General features: G+C 68.9%; 16 protein-coding genes. 10 read left to right on the plus strand and 6 right to left on the minus strand.

Features of this window, described 5'->3' with window-relative positions; genetic code table 11:
* Nucleotides 1–70: 70 nt before the first annotated feature.
* Entirely contained in the window at nt 71–2,848 is a 2,778-nt protein-coding gene (alaS, locus tag RJT68_RS18940) for an alanine--tRNA ligase (RefSeq protein ID WP_407038081.1), read from the minus strand.
* Nucleotides 2,849–3,106: 258 nt separating this feature from the next.
* Here alaS and RJT68_RS18945 point away from each other — a divergent pair, with 258 nt between their 5' ends.
* The 4 genes from RJT68_RS18945 to RJT68_RS18960 all read left to right on the plus strand — a co-directional run bounded on the left by RJT68_RS18945 (nt 3,107) and on the right by RJT68_RS18960 (nt 9,058).
* The gene (locus RJT68_RS18945) at nt 3,107–3,994 is read left to right on the plus strand and encodes a hypothetical protein (RefSeq protein ID WP_407038082.1); all 888 of its coding nucleotides are present in this window, start codon (nt 3,107–3,109) and stop codon (nt 3,992–3,994) included.
* Entirely contained in the window at nt 3,991–4,809 is an 819-nt protein-coding gene (locus tag RJT68_RS18950; RefSeq protein WP_407038083.1) for a hypothetical protein, read from the plus strand. The genes RJT68_RS18945 and RJT68_RS18950 overlap by 4 nt, the downstream gene beginning before the upstream one ends.
* Nucleotides 4,810–5,016: 207 nt before the next feature.
* A complete protein-coding gene (locus RJT68_RS18955) occupies nt 5,017–6,570 on the plus strand; it encodes a two-component system sensor histidine kinase NtrB (protein WP_407038084.1) in 1,554 nt (517 codons plus the stop codon).
* Between the two features lie 127 nt (nt 6,571–6,697).
* Nucleotides 6,698–9,058 (plus strand): GAF domain-containing protein, encoded by a 2,361-nt coding sequence (locus RJT68_RS18960; protein WP_407038085.1) that lies wholly within the window; start codon nt 6,698–6,700, stop codon nt 9,056–9,058.
* Between the two features lie 113 nt (nt 9,059–9,171).
* Here RJT68_RS18960 and RJT68_RS18965 read toward each other — a convergent pair whose 3' ends face one another.
* A complete protein-coding gene (locus RJT68_RS18965; RefSeq protein ID WP_407038086.1) occupies nt 9,172–12,273 on the minus strand; it encodes a replication factor C small subunit in 3,102 nt (1,033 codons plus the stop codon).
* A gap of 150 nt (nt 12,274–12,423) precedes the next feature.
* Between RJT68_RS18965 and RJT68_RS18970 the strand changes: the two genes are divergently transcribed.
* The 4 genes from RJT68_RS18970 (at nt 12,424) to RJT68_RS18985 (ending at nt 15,081) form a co-directional block, all read left to right on the plus strand.
* The gene (locus RJT68_RS18970) at nt 12,424–13,533 is read left to right on the plus strand and encodes a polymer-forming cytoskeletal protein (RefSeq protein WP_407038087.1); all 1,110 of its coding nucleotides are present in this window, start codon (nt 12,424–12,426) and stop codon (nt 13,531–13,533) included.
* Between the two features lie 73 nt (nt 13,534–13,606).
* Nucleotides 13,607–13,873, plus strand: coding sequence for a ubiquitin-like small modifier protein SAMP2 (samp2, locus tag RJT68_RS18975; RefSeq protein WP_407038088.1), 267 nt, complete (start codon nt 13,607–13,609; stop codon nt 13,871–13,873).
* Between the two features lie 282 nt (nt 13,874–14,155).
* Nucleotides 14,156–14,608 carry a GNAT family N-acetyltransferase gene (locus tag RJT68_RS18980; protein ID WP_407038089.1) on the plus strand — a complete coding sequence of 151 codons (453 nt, stop codon included), beginning with the start codon at nt 14,156–14,158 and terminating at the stop codon, nt 14,606–14,608.
* Between the two features lie 104 nt (nt 14,609–14,712).
* Nucleotides 14,713–15,081: a hypothetical protein gene (locus RJT68_RS18985; RefSeq protein ID WP_407038090.1), complete on the plus strand. Its 369-nt coding sequence runs from the start codon at nt 14,713–14,715 to the stop codon at nt 15,079–15,081.
* 113 nt (nt 15,082–15,194) lie between these two features.
* Here RJT68_RS18985 and RJT68_RS18990 read toward each other — a convergent pair whose 3' ends face one another.
* The 3 genes from RJT68_RS18990 to RJT68_RS19000 form a co-directional block, all read right to left on the minus strand.
* The gene (locus RJT68_RS18990) at nt 15,195–16,571 is read right to left on the minus strand and encodes a tryptophanase (RefSeq protein WP_407038091.1); all 1,377 of its coding nucleotides are present in this window, start codon (nt 16,569–16,571) and stop codon (nt 15,195–15,197) included.
* A gap of 128 nt (nt 16,572–16,699) precedes the next feature.
* Nucleotides 16,700–17,431 carry a prolipoprotein diacylglyceryl transferase gene (locus tag RJT68_RS18995; protein WP_407038092.1) on the minus strand — a complete coding sequence of 244 codons (732 nt, stop codon included), beginning with the start codon at nt 17,429–17,431 and terminating at the stop codon, nt 16,700–16,702.
* Nucleotides 17,432–17,723: 292 nt separating this feature from the next.
* Nucleotides 17,724–18,902, minus strand: a complete 1,179-nt coding sequence (locus tag RJT68_RS19000) for an aspartate kinase (RefSeq protein WP_407038093.1) — start codon at nt 18,900–18,902, stop codon at nt 17,724–17,726.
* Between the two features lie 272 nt (nt 18,903–19,174).
* Between RJT68_RS19000 and RJT68_RS19005 the strand changes: the two genes are divergently transcribed.
* Nucleotides 19,175–19,627 (plus strand): hypothetical protein, encoded by a 453-nt coding sequence (locus tag RJT68_RS19005; RefSeq protein WP_407038094.1) that lies wholly within the window; start codon nt 19,175–19,177, stop codon nt 19,625–19,627.
* Between the two features lie 163 nt (nt 19,628–19,790).
* Here RJT68_RS19005 and RJT68_RS19010 read toward each other — a convergent pair whose 3' ends face one another.
* Entirely contained in the window at nt 19,791–21,380 is a 1,590-nt protein-coding gene (locus RJT68_RS19010) for a DNA-directed DNA polymerase II small subunit (RefSeq protein ID WP_407038095.1), read from the minus strand.
* A 171-nt stretch (nt 21,381–21,551) separates the two neighbouring features.
* Here RJT68_RS19010 and RJT68_RS19015 point away from each other — a divergent pair, with 171 nt between their 5' ends.
* Nucleotides 21,552–22,547: a S24/S26 family peptidase gene (locus tag RJT68_RS19015; RefSeq protein WP_407038096.1), complete on the plus strand. Its 996-nt coding sequence runs from the start codon at nt 21,552–21,554 to the stop codon at nt 22,545–22,547.
* Nucleotides 22,548–22,626: the final 79 nt, after the last annotated feature.

Below are 22,626 nucleotides of genomic sequence, written 5' to 3' on the forward strand. Positions count from 1 at the left end.
GTGAATGCGACGGTTCGGCGTCGACTCGAGGGTCACGAATCGCGCGCAGAAATCGAACTACCGTGGCGGATCAGGCGTTCTGTACCTGCCGCAGCACCTCGGGCGCCTCCTCGAGCGCCTCGTCCAGGGCGTCGACGTTCGGACCGCCGCCCTGCGCGAAGTCCGCCGGGCCGCCCCCGCCGCCGCCGACGCGGGAGGCGAGTTCGCCCACGACCTCGCCGGCGTTCACCGAGGCGCCGTCGGGGACGGCCACGACGAACTGGGCGCTGTCGAGGCCGCTGCCGAGCACGGCGATCGTGCCGTCCTCCGCCAGGGCGTTCGCGGTCGCCCGGAGTTCGTCCATGTCGGCGTCGATCCGCTGGACGACCGCGGTCGCGTCGCCGACCTCGACCTCCTCCGCGTCGGCGCCGGCGCCCGCGCGGGCCTCCGCGAGTTGCTCCGTGAGGTCCTCGATCTGCTTGCCGCGTTCCTTCCACTCCTCGAAGAAACGCTCGGCGGTGTCGGGCACCTCCTCGGGGGAGACGTCGAGGATCTCGGCGGCCTCGTAGAGGGCGTCCTCCTTCTTCTGGGTGGCCCTGAGGGCGGCCTCGCCGGCGGCGAAGGTGATGCGCTCGACGCCGTCCTGGACGCGCTCGGTGTTGAGGATCTTGATCGCGCCGATGTCGCCGGTGCGGGCGACGTGGGTGCCCCCGCAGGCCTGGACGTCCTCGGCGACGTGGATCAGGCGGATGTTGGTTCCCGGCGGGATGCCCCCCTGGTAGAGGTCGAAGCCGTGTTCGGCCTCGGCCTCGTGGCGGTGGGGCCACTCCTGGGTGACCGCCGTGTTCTCCACGACGATCTCGTTGGCGACGCGCTCGATCTTCTTGACGTCCTCGCGGGAGATCCGGGCGTAGTGGCGCAAGTCGATCCGGGAGCTCTCGACGCCCTTCTGGGCGCCCGCCTGGCGGACGTGCTCGCCCAGCACCTCGCGCGCGGAGTGGATGATCACGTGGGTCGCCGTGTGGTGGCGCATGAGCTGCCGCCGTCGGGCGGCGTCGATCTGTCCCTTGACGAGTTCGCCCTTGCCGGGGTTCGCGCTCGTCCGGTGGAGGATGACGCCGGCTTCGATCTGGACGTCCTCGACCTCGACGGTCCTCTCGTCGGTCGCGAGCGTCCCCCGGTCGGCCGGCTGCCCGCCGCCTTCGGGGTAGAACATCGTCTGGTCGAGGACGACGTCGTAGCCGTCCTCGCGCTCGAAGACGTCGAGGACGACCGCCTCGAACTGCGTGCGCTGCTGGTCGTCGTAGTAGAGCCGCTCGGTCTCGGGGAGGTCATCGAAGCGCTCCTCCTCGTCGGACTGGGTCTCCGCGGCGACGTCGGCCGTGTCGTGGCGCTCGGCGACCAGGCTGTAGAAGTCGTCCGGCACGTCGACCGCGGCGCCTTCCGCAGCGGCGATCTCCTCGACCATGTCGGGCTGGATGCCGTGGGAGTCGTAGAGCTCGATCAGCTCCTCGGTGGGGATCGGCTCGTCCTTCTCGGCGTACTCCTCGGCGAGCTGTTCGACGCGGCGGCCGCCGCGCTCGAGCGTCTCGCGGTACTTCTCGACCTCGGTGCGGACGATGTCGCGGACGGTGTCGCGGTTCTCGTAGCCAAGCCGGTCGGCCTGCATGTCGACGAGTTCGTCGAGCGGGGCGTCGACGCCCGCGGTGTCGCAGAGGCGCTTCGTCCGGCGCAGGACCATTCGGGCCAGGTAGCCCGTCCCGACGTTGGAGGGGACGATGCCGTCGCCGAGCATGTACGCCAGGGTGCGGCAGTGGTCGGCGATGGCGTAGATCGACTCGAGCGGCTCGACGAGGTCGCGCAGTTCGTCGACCGAGACGCCGAGCTGATCGGCGATGTCGCCCCGGGCGGCCTCCACGTCGTCGACGTCGTCGATGTCGAGCTGACCGGAGAGGCGGGCCGCGCGGCCGACGAGTTCGGCCTCCTCGTCCGTGTGGGAGACGCCGGCGTTCTCCTTCAGGAAGTCGATCATCTCGGGGTAGATCGCCTCGTAGACCGTCGGCGTCCCCTGGCTCATCCAGGTCCAGCGCTCTAAGCCGTACCCCGTGTCGACGATGTAGGTGTCCATGTAGGAGTAGCGGTTCCCGTCTTTGAGCTCGTACTCGCCCTCGGGGTCCTGCTCCATGCACATGAAAACGAGCGTGGCGAGCTCGAGCCCGCGGTAGATGACCTCGATGGCGGGACCGGCGTTGCCGCCACCGACCCACGGGTCCTCGATGTAGACGACGTCCTCGACGTCGGCGCCCATCGACTCGAGGAACTCGTCGCAGAGTTCGACGGTCCGGTCCTTCCAGTAGACCTCGCCGTGGTAGGCGTACTCGTCCTCGTCGGCGTCCTCGAGCGTGTTGAACGCGTGGTGGGCCATCATCTCGAAGGCCATCGTGTGCCGCCCCGTCTTGCCGACGTTGTCGATGTCCTGCATCCGGATGCACGGCTGGGAGATGCAGAGCGGGTTGGCCGGCGGCGGCGTCTCGCCGCTCGTGACCAGCGGCTGGAAGTCGTAGATCGACGCCTGGGTCAGGAGGACGTCGTCTCGCCAGCGGTTCGCCGCGACGGGGTAGGGCTCGATGCGCTCGTGATCGTGCTCCTCGAAAAAGGAGAGGAACGCCTCGCGCATCTCCTCTAAGGCGTACTCCTCGTCGAAGCCGGGGTTCTCGATGAAGTCGTACTCGGCGCAGGGCGGCTCCCCGCAGGTCACCCGGTCGGGGTCGCGGGTCCAGAAGTGAGCGCCGCACTCGGGACACTCCTTTCGCTCGAATCCTTCCTCCTCGAAGTACTCGAGGCGGTACTCATCCTCCAGGGTGCTCATTACACGTTGTTGGCTATGCAACGGGTAAAACAGTTCCGCAACGTTCATCGCGAGACGACCGGATCGCCCGCGGAGAACCGCCAGCGCGGACGGGTCCGGGGTCGCGCGACCGACGCGATCGGTGCATTGACTTCGAACTCGGACGGAGAATTCCCGTTCGATCGGTTCCCCTCGAATCGCGACGTCGCGTGCGCCGGTCGGCGTATCGACGCGCGCTGTATTACACATCTATTAGACGTGATATGAAGTTATAATAGTATGGTTAGTAAATACGTGTTCGACGGTGGGACGGATCGACGTTCTGATCGAGCGACCGGCGGTCCACGGTGCGGACGGAAAACGGCCCGCGCGTCGCACGCCGAACCGAAACCGTTCGAGGGGGCGCGAACGGGGACGAAGCCGAACGCCGGGCCGCCTCGAGGCGTGGCGATGACCGATCGGATCACGAACAGGCGGTCGCTGCTCAGGATGAGCGGACTGGCCGTCGCGGGGACCGCGGCCGGGATCACGGCTCTCCCCTCGCCACCGTCGTCGGCCGAACGCACCGGCGTGGTGGGGGCGACCGACGTGGCGGACCTCCCCGGGCGCGTCGACCCGTGGACCGAATCGACGATCGAACGCGAGGACGAAACGCCGATCGCTCGGCACCACTATCAGCCGATCGCGAGCAGCGAGTACGTCGCGACCGCGCCGATCAACGTAGTGATCGTACCGCGATCGCCGGACGGGACGGTGTACGCGAACGGGAACAGGAACGGCGGCGGAGCCGAGGACGACGGCCTGGAACGGGTGATGAGCGTTCTCGGCGACGCCGGGTGGACGTTGGATCCGGAGGAGTACGTGCGGTACGCCCGGGACCGCTACGTCGAACAGCAGGCGACCGCCGCGGAGGCGTTCTACGGAACGAGCGGCAGACACCACGTCCGGTGCCGGTCGTTCGAGGGGGTGATCTCGATGCAGGTCCACGAGGATTCCGGCGCACGACCGCACCACACGATCGACTCGTACGCCGAAGCCAGGACGGTGATCGAAACGTTGTTCGACGAGGAGGGGTGGGCCGTCCCCCCTGGCGTGATCGACCTCGGGAACGAACGCGGCCCCGACCACGACGGGACGGCGACGGTCATCGCGGAGGTGGATCGATGAGCGCCGCAGGTCGGTCCGCGGACGCACGCAACGATCTCGAGTCCGGCGCCGATACCGGTGCCGGAGAGAGCGCCGCCGGAGACGGTGGCGACGCTGGCCACGGTGGTGACGGCGATGGAAACCGATACGAGGCCGACGACGGCGAGGGGACGGTAGCGACCCTCCTCGAGCACCCGATGCTCGGGCGTCACCGGCGACGAACCGCGGCGGCGATCGCGTTCCTCGGGGTGATCGTCGTCCTCGTCGTCGTCGACACCGTGGGCGCGGCGATCGCCCGCCCCCGGACCTCGCCCCCCACGTTCACGCTCGCGTTCGATACGATCGCGAACGTCGTCATCGTCGTCGCGACGGTCGCCATCGCGATCGCCCCGCCCGTCTACGCGGTCTGGAACGGCGGGCCGGCCCCCGCGCTCTCGATCGCGCTCGCCCCGGTCGTCGTCGCCTCGATCGCGACCGGACGGTACGTACTCGACCTCGACGCGACGGTCGCGCTGACCGTCGGCGCCGCGGCGAGCGCGCTGGCGATCTTCGCGAACGACGTTCGGGAGACGAACGCCGCCCGACCCTGGCGGCGACTCGAGGTCGACGGGATCGACCGGGCGGACGAGAGCCGACTCCTGTTCGTGACCGTCGTCTCGGTCGTCTCCTTCGTCGGGGCCGTCCGATTCGTCCTGGCGACGCCGGCGTACGCGACCGAGTGGTACGCGCCGTTCGCCCCGCTCTGGCTCGTCCCGGTCGCAGTCGTACTCGCTTACTTGAACGCGTGGCTCCGCACCGCGGTGATCCGTCCGAATCCCGATGCCACGGAGGGCTAGACCTCGCGCCCGCCCCGGTCGATCCCGATTTTTCGTGTAGAACCGCGCGCTCACGACGGAACGCGAACTGAGAAACGGACAAAGGTTCATACCGGAAGACCCACTCTGTCCCACCGAGACCGGGCGGGCCGTCGTTCGGACGTCGTCGACCGCCGATCGCACCCAAAGTGCGCCGTCCCACCCCACTTCGCTCCACCGAGTTCACCGATGACCGCCACGCACACCGTTCTGTACGTCGCTCCGTCCGTCGACGCGGCAGCCGACGCTGTAGCCGCCCTCGAGCGAGCAGCGGACGGCCTCGACGTCGACGCCACGGACTCGGCGGCGGTCGTCAGGGAGCGAGCGCCGACGGTCGACTGCGTCGTCTACGAGGAACCCGCGCACGACGGGGCCGGCGAAACGAGGCCGACTCGAGCGACCGTCGTCGACGCCTGCGCGGCGCCACCGGTCGGCGGCGAGCGCACGCCGATCGTCCTCCGCGCGGCGACGACCGACCCGGCCGCGGCCCGCCGACTCGAAGGAATCGACGGCTACGTCCGACGGACGGACGATCCGAGCGAGTGGACTCACCTCGCGACCCAGATCGAGTGGGCGTGCGGCGCCGACGGAGGCGCAAACGACGACCCGCGAGACGCTGGCGCTGAACCGATCGAGGAGCGGGGGGCAACTCTCGAGCGCGAACACGAGCGTCTCACGGCGCTGTTCGAGAACGTCCCCGCCCCGACCGTCAGGTACCAGTTCGTCGACGACGACCCGATCGTCCGCGACGTCAACGACCGGTTCGAGGCGGTGTTCGGCTACGACCGCGACGACGTCGTCGGCGAGAACGTCGACGACTACATCGTCCCGCCCGACCTCGAGTCGGACGCAGCGAGGCTCAACGAGAAGCTCCTCTCGGGCGAACCGATCCAGGCCGTCGGTCGACGGCGGACGGCCGACGGCGACCGCGACTTCGTGATCGACGTCGTCCCCGTCGAAGTGGGCGAACGAAGCCTCGAGGGGTTCTCGATCTACACGGACATCACCGAGCAGAAGCGCCGCGAGCGCGAACTCGTCGCCCAGAACGAGCGCCTCGACGAGTTCGCCACCATCGTGGGCCACGACCTCCGGAACCCCCTGTCCGTCGCCCGCGGCTACCTCGAGGTGGCCGAGGAGACGGGCGACCCGGCCGCCTTCCGGGAGATCGAGGCGGCCCACGACCGGATGAGCGGGCTGCTCGAGAAGTTGCTCGCGCTCGCCCGCGAGGGGGCCGTGATCGACGACCCCGAGCCCCTCTCACTCCACGAGGCGGCGAATCGGGCCTGGAACGCCGTCGAGATCGACACGCGCCCAACCCCCGCGCTCGAACTCGAGGACGACGCCGTCCTCGAGGCCGACCGCGATCGGCTGCTGGAGGTCCTCGAGAACCTGATCCGAAATGCTGTGGAACACGGAAACGGGAACGAAAGCGAAATCGACGAGGCGATCACGGTCCGAATCGGCGCGACGGAGACCGGCTTCTTCGTCGCGGACGACGGCGCCGGGATCCCGGAGGCCGACCGGAGCGCCGTCTTCGACTCGGGGTACACGACGGCCGAGAACGGCACCGGTTTCGGCCTCGCCATCGTCGAGGGGATCGCCGACGCCCACGGCTGGACGGTCACCGTCTCCGCGAGCCGCGACGGCGGCGCGCGGTTCGAGTTCGACGGCTCGCGGGCGGACGAGACCCAACCCGAACTCGCGAACGTCGACGGCCCCGAACCGCCTCGAGGCGACCGGTAACGTCCTCGCCGGCTCGGTTTACTCCAGTTCACTGACAATAGACTCTTTACGCTGAACCGTGCGTTCTCACGCAGACGAGACAGTCGTTTCCGGCTGAACGTCGCTCGCCGAAGACGGGCGTCCACCCATGACACCGCACACGATTCGCTACGTCGCCGCTACCGAGCCCGAGGCACGCGAGGGAGCGGCGGCGCTCGAGCGGGCGTCCAAGTCGCTGTCCGCCGAACCCGTCACGTGCGAGGCGGCGACGGATTCCGACCGGCTCGCTCCCGCCGACTGCGTCGTGTTCGCCGAAACGCCGACGACGGCCGCCGGATCGGTCCTGCTCGAGGTGATCGACGCCTGCGACGGCGTCCCGCTCGTCCTCTTCACCGACTCGACGTTCCCCCCGGGGACCGCGCGGTCGATCGAGGGGGTCGCGGGGTACGTCCGGAGCGACGCGGCCGACGCCGTCGCGCACCTCGCCGACGAGGTCGTCTGGATCTCTCAGCGGCAGATCGCGGACGACGACGGGGGCGACGGCGACGCGGCGAAGGACGGCGGTACCACGGACGGCGCCGACGATCTCGCGCGCTGCGTTACGGCGCCGGACGACGAGTCCCGAGCGGAAGACGGCCCCGAGTCCGACGACGTCATCGTCGCCGAACCGGCCGCGGGGCCGACCGACGCCGTCGATTCGGCCGCCCCTCGAGCGCTCGAGGACGCCGCCCGGATCGTCGCGGCGGCGGACGTCGACGAGGCGATCGAGCGGGCGCTCGAGGTTGTCAGGGCGACCTTCGAGGTCGACCGGTGCCTGGTCTGTCGCCCCGGCGAGGGGGCCGACGACGTCGAGTACGTGACGTCCGGTCCCGCGACGGACTCCGAGCGGGACGCGGACGGCGACGGTACGTACTCGAGCCGCCCCGTGCTCGACGCGGCGGGAACTCCGATCGGCGCGTCCGAGCCGACGGTACTCGAGGACGCGACGGCGGGTTCAGCGGTGCGAGTACCGGACGGCGTCCGATCCGTCGCGGCGGTTCCGATCGCCGCGTTCGGATCCGCGGACGGCGACCGGGACGAGAACGGAGGCGGACGAAGCGAACCGGGCGTCCTTCAGGCGGTCGACGCCGAGCCGAACGCGCTCGACGAGCGCGACCGCGAGCATCTCGAGTCGTTCGCCCGGCTCCTCGAATCGACGATCGGACGGCTCGAGGCGAGGGACGAAGCGGCATCCGCGCGCGACGCGCTCGCCGCCGACCTCGAAGCGGTGCGCACCGACCTCGAGGCGGCGCGAGACGACCGCGAGGCGCTTCGCGAGGAGTGGGACGCGCTCGCGGCCCAGCGGGACGCGTTCCGAGCGCTGTTCGAGCGCCACCCGGATCCGACGGTCCGGTACGCGCTCGAGGACGGCGCGCGCGTCGTCACGGACGCGAACGGGGCGTTCGAGGCGACGTTCGGCGTCGATCGGGACGGTATCGAGGGCACCCCTCCGGCCGACGTTCCGATCGGGAGCGACGGGGACGAGTTCCCACTCCTCGAGCGACTCGAGGCGGGGGAGCGCCGGCGGATCGAACGGCGCCTCGAGACCGTCGACGGTGTCCGGACGTTCCGGATCACCGCCGTCGGCGTCGGCGACGGGGACGAACGGAGCGGGAACGGTGGCCGCACGGGCCTGATCCGCTACCGCGACGTAACGAGGGCGAACCGCCTCGAGCGGAAACTCGAGGCGGCGGAAGTCCGCCTGGAGGGAGTGACGTCCGGGATCGACGACCTGCAGGCACCGCTGAACGTCGCCCGCGGCTTCCTCGAACTCCTCGAGGCCACCGGCGACGCGGAGCACTTCGCGGAGGTCGACGCCGCGCTCGAGGAGCTCCGGGAGCGGCTCGTCGACGTTCGAGCGGACGCCGACGTCGGAGAGCCGTTCGTCGACGCCGAACCGACCGCCCTCGGGGATGTCGCCCGGCGCGCCTGGAACGCGCTCGACACCGGCGACGCCGAACTCGTCGCCGAGGAGGGGGAGGTCCGCCTCGAGGCGGACGAGACCCGGCTGGTGGAGCTGCTCGAGCGCGTGTTCCGACTGACGCTAGACGACGGGCGCGGCGGGGACGACGGTTCGCATACGGTGACCGTCGGAACGACCGACGACGGCTTCTACGTCGCCCGCAGCGGCTCGAAAGCCGGGTCCGCATCCGGGTCCGGAGGCGAACGCTGGGACGGTGACGGGACCGGCGGATCGGCGGGGGCGGCCGACGAGGCCGCCGTCCACCTCGAGGTCGTCGATCGGATCGCCGACGCCCACGGCTGGTCCGTCGGCGTCGCGGACGGCGACGGCGCCGCCGCGTTCGCGTTTCGAGGCGTCGAGCGAACGGAACGCGGCGAGCGCGAAGCGCGTGAAAAGCGTGATGAGCGCGATGAGCGCGATCGGCACGAAGCGCAGGACGAGCGTGACGAGCGCGTCGAGCGCGACGAGACGGGCGGCGACGTGAGCGAGTGGATCTGGAACGAGTGAGCGAGCACCGGAGGGGCGTCGATGGCGCGTCGCGAAAACTGACGTGGTCGAAGGATCGCGAAAACGAATGCGTTCGACGTGGTCGGCCGGCCGATTCGACGGTTCGTTCCGCCTTACCGCTCCTCGAGCGCCAGCGCCGCCATCATCGCCTCGAGTTGCAGGCGCTCGTTCGCACCTTCGGTGATTCGGTAGTCCACCTCGCCGAGGCGCTCGAGCAGGCGAACCGTCGCACGTTCGGGGAGGTCGAACTCCCAGGCCGAGCGGTGAAGCTGATCGATGACGTCGCCGCCGGCGAGGCCGCGCTCGGTGAGGAGGTCCTCGAGGGTGGCGCGGGCGGCGGTGAAGTCGCCGGCGATAGCCTGGTCGACCATCTCCTCGACCTCCTCGGGGTGGGCGGTGGCGGTGATCGTGAAGACGGTCTCCTCGTCGACGGTCTCGCCCATGACGGCCGCCGCCTGGAGGCCGTTGATCGCCTTGCGCATGTCGCCGGCGGCGGCGTAGATCAGCGCGTCGACGCCGTCGTCGGTCACCTCGATCCCCTCGTTCGCGGCGATCTCGCGCACCTGGGCCTCGACGGCCTCGTCCGAGAGCTGGGTGAACCGGAAGACCGCACAGCGCGACTGGATCGGGTCGATGATCTGGCTCGAGTAGTTACACGAGAGGATGAAGCGGGTGTTGTGGGAGAACTGCTCCATCGTCCGGCGCAGGGCCGACTGGGCGTCGCTCGTCAGGGCGTCCGCCTCGTCCAGGAAGATGATCCGGTGGTCGTAGCCGCCGAAACTCGAGCGCGCGAAGTTCTTGATCCGGTCGCGGACGACGTCGATGCCCCGCTCGTCGGAGGCGTTCAACTCGAGGAAGTTCTCGCGCCAGTCGTCGCCGTAGAGTTCGCGGGCGACGGCCTGCGAGGCCGTCGTATTGTGCATCACCGTCGGAACGTCACCGGCGACGTAATTGTGGGTTCCCGGAACGGTGAGGTCGTACACGCGGCGGTCGTCGTCGATCCGCTCGACGTTCGTCACGCGATCGAAGTAGAGCGTGCCGCGGGAAAGTCGGTCGAGCGCGACGAGCCGTTCGATCACGTCCATCGAGAGCATCTCCGACGCGACGTCGTGGACTCGGTCCGCGACGGTCGCGAATCGTGGCAGGGACGACAGGTCGTGGTCGTCGTTTTCGAGGAGTTTGACGACGTGGGTACCGAGCATCGGCGTTCCCTCCGCGATCCGGTTGTAGGAGACGCCGAGATCCTCGATAGCCGCCCGCAATCGGGCCTGTATCGTCTCGACGTCCGGTACCGCCTCGAGCGCCTCGAGTTCGACGAGCAGGTCGCCGGTTCGACTCGCACCCGGCGTCCGTCTGCCGTCAGCGTACTCGAGCAATTGATCCGTTCGAATCCCGGTCGAAGACTCGATCGGTTTTCGCACCGCGAGCGGTTCGAGAGCCTCGCGCGCGCCGATCCACGTCGCCGGAACGGCGGTCGCTTCTCGAAGACGATCGCGGAGGTCGTCGATCTCCCCCCGGACGCGCTGGGCCGTATCGAGGCGATCCGACGCCGCCTCGAGGACGCGGTCTACGTCCTCGAGATACGCCTCTCGGCCGGGGTTTTCGGGGTTCAAACTGTCGGTGAGAAGCGGGCCCTTCTCGAGCGAGAGCGTCGCACAGAGTTCGTCGACGGCCCGTTGAGCGGGAATCGTGTCGTGGTTCGGGTTACCGACGTTCGACGCGATTTCGGCGAGACGGTCGCGCTTGTGCTCGATCGTAAACCCGACCTCGGACTCGAATCGTTCGAGGGCCGACGCGCCGGAAACGTACAGCCTGTGGTACGTCCTGACAGTTCCCGCGCCGTTCGTCGCCGATTTTTCGACGCGCTTCCGTCGCGACGGAATTCCGAGCGTCGAGAGCAGGTACGAACAGAGCGTGACGATCGATTCGTCCTTCTGGGTGAGTTCGATGCACCCTTTCGGAGAGACGTACGCCTCGCAATCGAACACCGCGCGGAGGAACGCCGTCCGCGACTCCGTCGGCGCCTGAACGAGCGTGGATCCGATACCGTCACCGTACGCGTCGAAGCAAGACTCGAGGAAGTGGTGGAGCGTCTTGTTCCTGATAGCGACGTACGGAACCCCCTTCTGGACGCCGCGATGCGTCTCGACGCCGAAGGCCTCGGTCGCGATGCGGTCGAACGTATCGCACAACTCCTCGTCCGTGTTGTAAAATTTGATGCGACCGTTGTCGATTCGCGCCTCGCTGATCGCCAGGCCGACGAACGTCGCGATCTCGGGCGTGAGTGACCACGGGGGCGTAACGGATCGCGAACGCTTGTTGTATCGAGTGACGTACTGGATCGATTCGACGGCCGCACGCAGCTCCACCTCGGAGACGTCGAGCGAGTTGAGGTACGATAGCGAGCACGTCGTCGACGGGGTCGAGAGTTCGTCGTCGGAAACCGCTCGAGCGTACGCGGTGGCGGTTTTCCGTTCGACGTCGTACTCGGCGACGATGTCGGAGATGCTGAGACCGCGACGCAATCCTTCGACGATCGACTTCTTCTGGCCGACGTGATCCTCCTCCCGAGGAATCTCGTGTTTCCGTGCGAACTCCTCGGAAACGGTGACGAACGTTCGATCCCCGTCCATCGCGGACCTCCACTCGAGCGGGGGTTGCTCTGACGCCCCCGTCTCGCGGACGGGGGTTTCGAGCGGACGGACGAGTCGTTCACCCCTGTCGAGCGCGTCGGCGCGGCGCCACTCGAGGCCGTCACCGTCGATCACGAGAAGCGGATGCTCAGGAGTGACCGTGATCCGGTTTCCGTCCCGCGTTTTGATCGAAACGAGATCCGACGCCTCCCTGGAGAAGACGTGGGACGGTGAGACGTACTCGAACGCCCCCTCGTCGCCGAACGTCACGATCTCGAGGTCGTCGTCCGGTTCGTCGAAGCCGTCGACGACACCGACGACGGCCTCGATCGGGAAGAGGCCCCGGTTCGTCAGCACCGGCGTCTCACCGGTCAGACACTTGCCGGTGCCCGCCGGCCCGGCGAACATGAGGTGGGGGAGGTCGTCTTTCTCGACGTACCGCTTGAGCCGCGGGACGATGTTCTCGTGGCCCTTGATCTCGTCCAACGTTTCGGGCCGGTACTTCTCGATCCAGACTTCGGTCCGGCCCGCCGTGGGCTCCGCAGGCTCCGCCGGCTCGGACTCCGCGTCGGCCTCACTCATACACGCGCCAAGGGGAGGACCGCAGATAAAACGACCGAAGGTCCGCCGGCGCGGACCGACGGATCGGAGCGCCGACCGACGAGTTCCGGCTCGCACCCGTGTGTGTCGTTCTCGTGACAGCATTATGGACCTCGGCGGCGTCCGTGCGATATGGCGAGATCGAGGAATTCGAACCGACGCAAGTGGGCGGCCCTCACGGCGCTGATCACCCTCGTGGTGCTGAGCGTCGTGAGTCTCCCGGTCGCGGCTGCCGCGCAATCGCAGTCGCACGCGCAGGCGCGGCCGGTCGCACAGGCGGGCCCCGGCGACGGCATCAGCGGTTCGATCGTCGTCGAGGAGGGCGAGACCGTCGACGGGAACGTGGAGGTGGGCAGCGGCAGCGTCAGGATCGCCGAGGGTGGCACCGTCGAGGGCGACGTGGAGGCCGTGGCCGGCAGCGTCGACGTTGACGGGACGGTCGAGGGAGACGCGGGGCTGGTAGCGGGGAGCGTCGAGATCGACGAGGGAGCGACGATCGGCGGTGAAACCGAGATCGCGGCCGGGAGCGTGACGATCGACGGCGAGCTCGAGGACGACGCGACCGTCGCGGCCGAGACGACGACCCTCGGCGAGGCGGCCTCGATCGACGGCGACCTCCGGTACGGCGGGAGTCTCGAGGGGAACACGGACGCAGTCGCGGGCGACGTGACGCGCGACTCGTCGCTGGTGGACGTATCGCCGCAGATCCAGCCGTTCGCGTCGTATGTACTTTCCCTCTACGCGCTCGCGGCGAATCTACTGCTCGGGGCGGCGCTGCTGGCGCTGTTTCCCCGGTTCTCCGGCGTCGTCGCAGACCGCGTCGCGAGCGAACCGCTCCGATCGGGGCTCGTTGGCCTGGTGCTCCTCTTCGCCGTACCCCTCCTGCTCGCCGCGCTAATCGTCACGATCGTCGGCATTCCGCTGGCGCTGCTGGGCGCGTTCGCCTTCGGCTTCGTGAGCTGGATCGCCCTCGTCTACGGCTGGTTCGCCGTCGGTTCGTGGCTGCTCTCCGCGGTCGACGTCGAGAACCGCTGGCTCGCGCTCGTCGTCGGCCTGGTCGGCGGCGCGATCGTCTCCGCGATCCCGATCGTCGGCGGGCTGGCGACGCTGCTCGTCTTCCTGCTCGGCCTCGGCGGCCTCTCGAGGGGGCTGGTCGGCCACCGACGCCGGATCCGTCGCGAGGAACCGGCCCTCGACGCCCGCGGACCGGAACCGGGTGCGGGGCGGTCGCGGTTCGAGTGACGGCGGACGCCACGGGGACGAGGGCAGGAGCGACGCCCTCAAGCCTCCGGCGGCGAAAGCGAGCCCGTAACTGATGCCCGACGACGACCGCAGCGCCGAACCCGACGCGGAGACCGTCACCGCCACCGTCACCGTCGACGTCAAGGGCGAGGACGTCCACGAACTCGCCCTCGAGGACGTCTCGAGCGGCGGATCGGAGGCGACCTACGCCGACCTGCTCGCGGCGGTCGGGTTGAGCCCCCACGAGGTGACCGTGCTGGTCGACGGACGCCCCGTTCCCGAGGATCAGCCGGTGGCGGTCGACCGCGTGACCGTGCTGCGACTGATCAAAGGCGGGTGAGGAACGCGGCCGGCGCTCGGTTCGGCCGACGGGAACCGCGTCGGCCGAAACCGGGCGTTTCGGACGCCGCCGGTTCCATCGAACCGAACGGGTCGAACACCCGTCGTCCGCGAAGTGGGAAAGGACGAGCGTTTTTACGGGCGTCGTCGAACGGGGTGACGTGAGTCGAGTGAGCGACGTCCCCCTCTCGTACGGACTCGAACGCCTCCCACGGACGGTCCCGCGTCCGTCCGCGCTCGAGCGCCCGACGATCGCTCGAGACGACCATCGAACGGGGTGACCATGTTCGTTCGCGAGGCCACCCCCGACGATCACCTCGAAGTGCGCCGAATCCTCGACGCGGCGATGCTCGAGCCGGGAAACGTCGAGCGACGCATCCGGGCCGGCGACGTGCTCGTCGCCGGCGACCACCTCGGACGGCCCGACCGGCCGCCGGCGAACGGCGGCGGGACTCGAGAGCGGATCCTCGGCACGCTCGTCCTCGAGCCGCACTCCGTCGGGGAGGGTGCGCCGGACGTGGGGGTGGACGCCGGCGCCCACATCGTCGCGATCGGGGTCCGCCGTCGGCACCGCGGTCGGGGGTTCGGCCGGCGACTGATCGAGACCGCCCTCGAGCGCGAGCCACGGCTCACCGCGCGGTTCGACGAGGGCGTGCGGCCGTTCTACGAGCGACTCGGCTTTTCGATCGAGCCGATCGACGACCGGCGCTATCAGGGCGTGAAGCACCGGGAGTGAGGACGATTCGGACGGATTCCTCGAGAACGGCCATCGACCGTCGGGACTCGGCCGTGAGATTCCCGCCGCAGTTTTATCACCGAGAACGTGGTACGTCGCCGCGCATGGACCTACGACGGATGCTCACCGGCGACCCGGCCAGGAGTTCGAAGATCTACCTGGCCATCGGCGTCGTCTCGCTCGCGAAGGCGCTCGCGCTCAGAAACGACTCGACGCGGTTCAAACGGGAACTGCTCGACGCCGGCCTCTTCATCGGCGCCGGACTGGCGTTGCGGCGGTACGGCAAGATGAAAGCCGAGAAGCAACAGCAACTGCGCGAACAGCTGCCGAGTTGGATCGCCGGCGGCGACGAATCGTCGACGAGGGTCCCGACCTCGGCGATTCGCGCCGAGGCGAAACGCCGCCTCGGGAGCGAACCCGAGCCCGAACCGACGCTCACCGACCGCGCGCTGAACGCGATTTCGGGCCGGTAAGGGACCGGTTTTCGATTATTTCTGGGTCGGTTCTCGGCTCGAATCGATCCGATTCCACGCCGCTCCGAGAAGGTGCTGGGAGAGCGGCTCGTCTCGAGGTCGTGGTCGCCGATTCACCGACGGCCTTCGGTTCGGATCGACGTGGAATCCGACACGGGCTCGAGTTCGGCCGTGAAGTGGCGAATTTCGGGCATCTCGGGGTCGGTCACCAGTCGCAGTCCCGAGGCCTCCTCGCGACGCTCGAGGGCCGCTCGAGCCGTTTCGGCGACGTGTTCGAAGTGCTCGCGGTGGTAGGTTCGCCGCGGGACCGCGAGTCGGACCAGTTCCGGTCGGTCGGCGTCGGGAAAGGCGAAACTGCCGAGTTCGACACCGCGGACGCCGCCCTCGCGGTAGAGTTCGCAGACGAGCGCCTGACCGGGGAACTCCGCCGGCGGGATCTCGGGGTAGAACGACTCGGCGTCGAGGTAGACCGCGTGGCCCCCGGGCGGCGTGACTATCGGAACGCCGGCCTCCTCGAGCAGCGCCGCCAGGGTGCGGACGCTCTCGACTCGGTCCTCGACGTACCCCGGTTCGACCGCCTCCCGGAGGCCGACGGCCATGGCTGCGACGTCCCGGCCGGACATGCCGCCGTAGGTCGGGAACCCCTCGTAGAGGATGGCCCGCGCCTTACAGCGCTCGACGAGGTCGGGATCAGCCGTCGCGACGAAGCCGCCGGCGTTCGCGAGGGCGTCCTTCTTCCCGCTCATGACGACCGCGTCCGCGTACCCGAGCTGCTCGCGGGCGATCTCGGCGACCGACCGGCCCTCGAATTCGGGCTCGCGCTCCCGGACGAAGTGGGCGTTCTCCGCGAACCGACAGGCGTCGATCACGAACGTCGCGTCGATCTCGTCGGCGAACTCGGCCACCCGCCGCGTATTTTCGACGCTCACCGGTTGGCCCGCCGCGGAGTTGTTCGTGATCGTCAGGATCACGAGCGGGACGCGGTCGGCGCCCACGTCCTCGACGACCTCCCACCCGCGCTCGAGCGAGAAGTTCCCCTTGAACGGCTCGTCGGCGTCGAGGTCGCGGGCGGTCTCGTCGGGACAGTCGACCGCGTCGGCCCCCTGATTCGCGACGTGCGCACGGGTCGTGTCGAAGTGGGTGTTGTTCAGGGCGACGTCGCCCTCCGAGAGGAGCGCGCCGTAGAGGACGTTCTCGGCGCCCCGGCCCTGGTGGGTCGGGATCACCCGGGAGAAGCCCATCACCTCCTCGACGGCCGACTCGAGTTCCGTGAAACTCCGGGATCCCGCGTAGGACTCGTCGCCGCGCATGAGGGCGGCCCACTGCCGGTCGCTCATGGCGCCGGTTCCGCTGTCGGTCAGCAGGTCGACGAACACCTCCTCGGCGTCGATGTTGAAGACGTTGTAGCCGGCCCCCTCGAGGGCTCGTTCGCGACGCTCCCGCGAGGGAAGGCGGATCCGTTCGACCGTTCGCGATTTGTACGCGACCATGGGCCGTAGACGGCTCCGTTCGTGATCAATTCGATCGAGGACTCCTGTACGTCGACGCCCCGACGTGGCCGGCGACGGACGAATCGGTCCGCCGTCGGACGGGATCGGGGCGGAACGCGAGAAGGGGGTTACTCGCCGGTACCGCCAGTACCGAAGGCGTCGTTCGTGATCCTCGTCGGCGTCGGATCCGGGCCGACCAACTCGGGCCCGCCGGCGCCGTCGTCGTCGGTCACGGACGTCGATTCGTCGCGCGCGTCACCGACCGATTCGGACGAGTTCGAGCCCACCGAATCGTGCGAGTCCGGGCCCGAACTGGCGGTGTCGGCGGACTCGAGGTCGGAAGCCGGCCCCGTCGAGGATCGCTCGAGGGAGACGGCCTCGACCGCGACGTCGACCGCCGAGCCGTCGTCCGGGAGGACGTCGACCGTCGGGTCGGTCTCGAACACCGCGTCGAAGGCGTCGGACGGGTCGGCGTCGGCTTCCTCCGGGTCGCGCGCCACGTCGACCCAATCGAACGCGGTCGAGTCCGACGCCGTCGATCCGTCGGCGGCGTCGACCGAGTCGGCCGGACCCGGGTCCGCCCGCTCGTTCGCATTCGACACCGCCGAGAGGCGTTTCGAGGCCCGATCGAGGTCCGAGAACAGCTCCGCGGCGGTCACGTCGTCGGCGTCGACGCGGTCGTCGGGGACGACGTCGTGCCTGCCGGAGGCGTCAGAATCGGATTCGGCGTCGCCGCGCGCTTGGTCGTCCGCGATCGCGAGGATGTCGTCCGGGTCGTCGCCCCCGAACGCCTCGAGCACCGCGTCGGGATCGGGGTCGACGTCCTGAAAGACCTCCCTGCCGCTCGAGTTCGTGCTCATACCGTCGGCTCCCACGAAGGTACCCTTCGTTACGCACCGATTACCGGCCGTCGCGGGGCGCGCAGGTGGGTCGTACCGAGTCCGCGCTCGGACCCAGTACGATCGGATCGGGGGCTGTAGCTGGGGGTAGCGTGCAAAACCGAAGGAGACGAGCCGCGAGTCGGGGCGGAGCGGGAGCGGATCCGACGTCCGATCGGACTCGAGGACCGGACGCGTGGGTCGGCGAGTCTGATGCGCACGAACACGAACGGACGCAGAACGGAATCGAGCGTCGAGACGCGGGTTCCGACGCTCAGAAGAGGTCCTGGGTGATCTCGAGGGTGTCCTCGCCGTCGTCCCAGTCGACGAAGAGGGCGACGCTGGTCGCGCTCGTGATGATGTCGTGGAGGTTGATCCGCGCGTCGGCGATCGGATTGACGATGTCGCTGATGATCCCCGGCTGGTTGGGGAGTTCGCCGCCGGTGACGCGGACGACCGCGAGCGGTTCGTCGACGGTGACGCTCGAGAGTTCGTCGCGGGCGACGACCTCGCGGTGGAGGATGTTCTCGGCGCGCTCGGCCTCGTCGACGTCGACGTAGAACGTGACGGTGTCGAGGCCGCTGGCGACGGCGTCGATGTTGATCTCGCTCTCGCCGAGCGCCGCGGAGAGCGACTGGAAGACGCCGGGCTGGTTCCGGATCGCGCGGCCCGCGACGGTGATGCAGGCCAGCGGTTGCTCGCGCAGGTCGACGAGGTTCTGGAACTCGCCCTCGATGCTCGTCCCGCCCGAGAGGAGGTCGCCGTGCTGGTAGTGGACGACCCGGACGGTGAGATCGCCCTCCTTGTAGGAGAGGGCCGAGGGAGCGACGACTTCGGCGCCGCGGAACGAGAGGTTGCGCAGTTCGTCGACGGAGATCTCGCCGACGTTACGCGCGCCCTCGACGACGTTCGGGTCGCCGGTCATGACGCCCTCGACGTCGGTGACGATGACGACCTCGTCGGCGTCCATGTACTTGCCCAGCATGACGGCCGTGGTGTCGCTGCCGCCGCGGCCGAGCGTCGTGATCGAGCCGTCGGGGCCCTCCGCGAGGAAGCCGGTGATGACCGGGACTGCGTCGTCCAGCGTGTCGGCGACCTCGAGGGCCCGCCGCCGGGTCTCCTCGACGTCGACCTCGCCGTACTCGTCGGTGATGACCGGCCAGTCCTCGCCGCCGGGTTCGAGGAACCGGGCGTCGACGCCCCGGGCCGAGAGGGCCGCCTTGAGCATGCGGACGGAGGTCCGCTCGCCCATACTGACGATCTGAGCCTGGTCACGCTCGTCGGTGTCGAACGTGATCTCGTCGAGGAGGTCGTCCGTGGTCGACCCCATCGCGCTCGCGACGACGGCGATCTGGTGGCCGTCCTCGACGGCGGCGGCGACCGAGTCGGCCGCGCGGTTGATCCGGTCGCCGCTGCCGAGACTCGTACCGCCGAACTTCGCCACTACGCGCATACCGCCACCTCGTGACTGCTGTGAGTGCCGCACGTGAGACTCATACTCCCATGGTTACCACAGGGGGCAGATAACTGTGTCCCATCGGTCCCACTTTTAGCCGTCCCGACGAACGCCGGCACCGGCCCTCGAGGCGCCCGTTTCGACCGGCGGCCGCGCGGCCGTCCGATCCGAAGACCGTCCGCCGATCGAACGGTCCCGAACGCCCGCCGGTCGACCCGCGCGCGCCGCCAGGCGGGATTTATGTTCGTGGGTGCCATTACCACACGCTGATGAACGTACGGGATGCGCTCGAGGCCGACGCCGACGCGCTGGCGTCGATCGCCGACTCGCCGACCGACGTAATGCGGAATCTCGTCCACGACCGGACCGTGCGCGTCGCCGAGGACGGCACCGACGCCGACGGGCCCGGTCAGCCCGTCGACGAATCGGACCGATCCCGGTACGGCAGCTCGAGTCGCGACGACCTGCTCGGATTCGTCAGCTTCGACGCGAACGACGACACCGTCCACGTCACGCAGATCGGCGGCTCGGACGACGCCTGCAGGCGGCTGCTCGCCGAACCCGTCCGGTTCGCGGAGTCGGAATCGATGGCCGTCGAACTGCTCGTCTCCCCGGACAACGAGTCGGTCAAAGGCGCCGCCGAGGACCTCGGCTTCGATCGAGACGGCTACGGCCCCCGGTTCGACGGCGCGCGAACGGAGCGGTTCCGACTCGATCCCTGAAGATCCCACGCCAGAAATCATCCGTGGTCGATCGAAACAGGCGACCGCCCGTCCGCGATTCGTCGCGGTTCCGACGCCCCGCTCGGAGCGGACCACCCGTATGGTCGGCTCGAGGGAGACGTTCGAGCCGGATCACCGCCGTCGAACGCGGCGAGCGACGGCCCTAGCTGAACTTCTGGACGGTGACGTCGAGCGTGTCGAGGTCGACGATGGGCGCGTAGCCCGAGTCGGGGTCGATGTTGACGCTCTTCTGGAAGTCGGTCTGGGCCTGCCAGCAGCCCGAATTGATCGCGAGCACGTTGTGGTACTTCCCGAAGCCGAGCTTGTGGACGTGGCCGGTGTGGAAGATGTCGGGAACCTCCTCGATGACGAGGTAATCGCGCTCCTCGGGGGCGAGGCGGGTGTGGCCCCCGAACTGCGGGGCGACGTGGCGCTTCTTGAGCAACTGGTACATCGCCTTGTGAGGCTCGTCGTAGCTGGCCTTCTCCGCGGGGAGTTCGGCGATCACCTCGTCGAGGGAGACGCCGTGGTACATCAGCACCGAGACGCCCTCGATCGTCACCGTCGAGGGGTTGCTCACGATCCGGGGGTCGTGGGCTGACATGATCCCCCTGAGGTTCTCGTCGAATCCCGGCTGGGGTTCGGCGAGGCGCACCGCGTCGTGGTTGCCGGGGATCATGACGATCTCGAGGTCGCCCGGGACGAGTTTGAGGTACTCGTTGAACGCCTCGTACTGGTCGTAGATGTCGACGATGTCGAGTTCCTCGTCCTGGTTCGGGTAGACGCCGACGCCCTCGACCATGTCGCCGGCGATCAGCAGGTACTCGACGTGCTGGGCCTCCTCGGTGTGGAGCCAGTCGGCGAAGGCGGTCCAGGCGTCGTGCATGAACTCCTGGCTGCCGACGTGGACGTCGCTGATGAGCGCCGCCTGCACGTGGCGGTCGGCCGTCGACGGCTGGTGGGTCCGGGGGACGTCCGGGAAGTACATCGAGTCGACGAAGGCGATCCCCGCGTCGTCCGAGAGCGTCCCCTCCATCGCGAGCACCTCGTCGCAGAGTAACTCCTCGACGAGGTCGACGTACTCGCGATCTTTCATCACCAGCCACGGAAAGGTGCCCGTGGCGTCCTCGAGTTCGATCAGCCAGTGACCGTTGGCCGTCGACCGTACGTCGTTCACGAGGCCGACCATTCCCACCTCGCTCCCGCCCGGCATCGCCTGGATGGACGTCGCTGGACGGTGGTTGACCCTGCCCTTGAGCTTCGAGCCGAGTCGCTCGAGTCGGTCGCGGAAGACGGCGACGAAGTCGGAGTACTCGCCCGTTCCCGTGCTCTCGCCGGTCATGTCGCCGACGATCTCGAGCGACCGCTCCCCCGGATCGGACGACCGACGCGCCGCCGATCGCCCGCCGTTCGAGTCGACCGAACTGGCGTTCGAACCGGCCGAACGAGACCCCTCCGTTTCAACTGGAGCAGTCCCACCGTCGTCACCCCGTTCGATCGACTGCGTTCCAGTTGAAACGGAGGGGTCACTGGTCTCGGAATCGGTCGAATCCGTCGGGTGAGCGCCGTCGAGCGCCGAGCGCACGTGTTCGGACCGGACGACGAGCGTCCCCTCGGGGACCACGTCGACGACCCGCTCGAGCGCCGTTCCGGGATCGTCCGCGGCCGCGATCAACGTCACCGCCTCCCGCTCCGCGTTGTAGCCGCGGTTCGTCAGTTCGCTCACGATCCGGGCGGGTCCCTCGAGTGGCACACCCTTCGCATTCGCGAGCGACGAAAAAAGGGTGGCGATGGTCGTCGGCGGAGGAGATCGATCGTCCCGACCCGACCGACGGCGCGGACCGGTCGACTCGAGGTCGGCGTGGGGTTCGGCCGGTAGGGCGAACGGAAAGTTGATTGGCGGGCCCGGCAAAACGAGGGTGCAATGAGCGATCCCGATGCCGATTCCGACGCCGACGGGATCTCGATGGACGACCGCGACGGATCGGGATCCGATCCCGACGCGTCCTCGGATCACGGTTCCCACTCCTCCGGCGATTCCGCCCCACCCTCCGACGGATTCGCCGGGCCCTCCGATTCCGCCTCCTCGACCGATCGGGCCGGTTCAGCCGACGCCGACGCCCCCCGTCGAGTCGACGGCGGCGAACGCACCGAGTCCGGAACCGGCGGGCGCGATCGGGTCACCATCGAGGACGACGGCGTCGTTCGCTGGTTCCTGAAGACGAACGACGGAACGATCGTCCTGTTGCGCGACGTGCTGAGCAGCGTGGCGATCGTGGCCGTAATCGGCCTCCTGCTGTTCGCCGTCAGCGGCGTCTGGCCCCCGCTGGTCGCCGTCGAGAGCGGGAGCATGGAGCCGAACATGGAGCGAGGCGACCTCATCTTCGTCGTCGACGAGGATCGGTACGCGGGCGACGGCGCGGCGGCGGGTACCGGCATCGTCACCGCAGCCACCGGCGAGGACTCCGGCTACGAGAAGTTCGGCGGCGACGGCGACGTGATCATCTTTCAGCCGAACGGAAACGATCGGGCGACGCCGGTGATCCACCGCGCGCAGTACCACGTCGAGGCTGGCGACAACTGGGTCGAGCGCGCGGATTCCGACGTCGTTCGCGGCGCGAGCTGTTCCGACATCCAGACCTGCCCCGCCGAACACGACGGGTTCGTCACGAAAGGCGACGCGAACGACGGCTACGACCAGGACTTCCGCAACCAGGGGGCGGGTTCCGACGTCGTCAAGGACGAGTGGGTCACCGGCAAGGCGATGTTCCGGATCCCGTACCTCGGATACGTCCGCCTCGCCTTCGACGGCATGCTCGCGAACGCGGCGGCTCCGGGCCTCTGGTCGAGCCTCCCCCTCGGCCTCCTCGGCGTCACCAGCGCCGCCGTCGTGGCGGGGCGACGACCCGGCCGACCCTGACAAACGCCAAGGGCGGTACTGCAGTTGAGAGTTCTATCGCGACTACCACCCCGTCTTCTCTTGCGGACTCGCCGCACCG

Source organism: Halovalidus salilacus, from assembly GCF_031852275.1.
GTDB classification, from domain to species: domain Archaea; phylum Halobacteriota; class Halobacteria; order Halobacteriales; family Natrialbaceae; genus Halovalidus; species Halovalidus salilacus.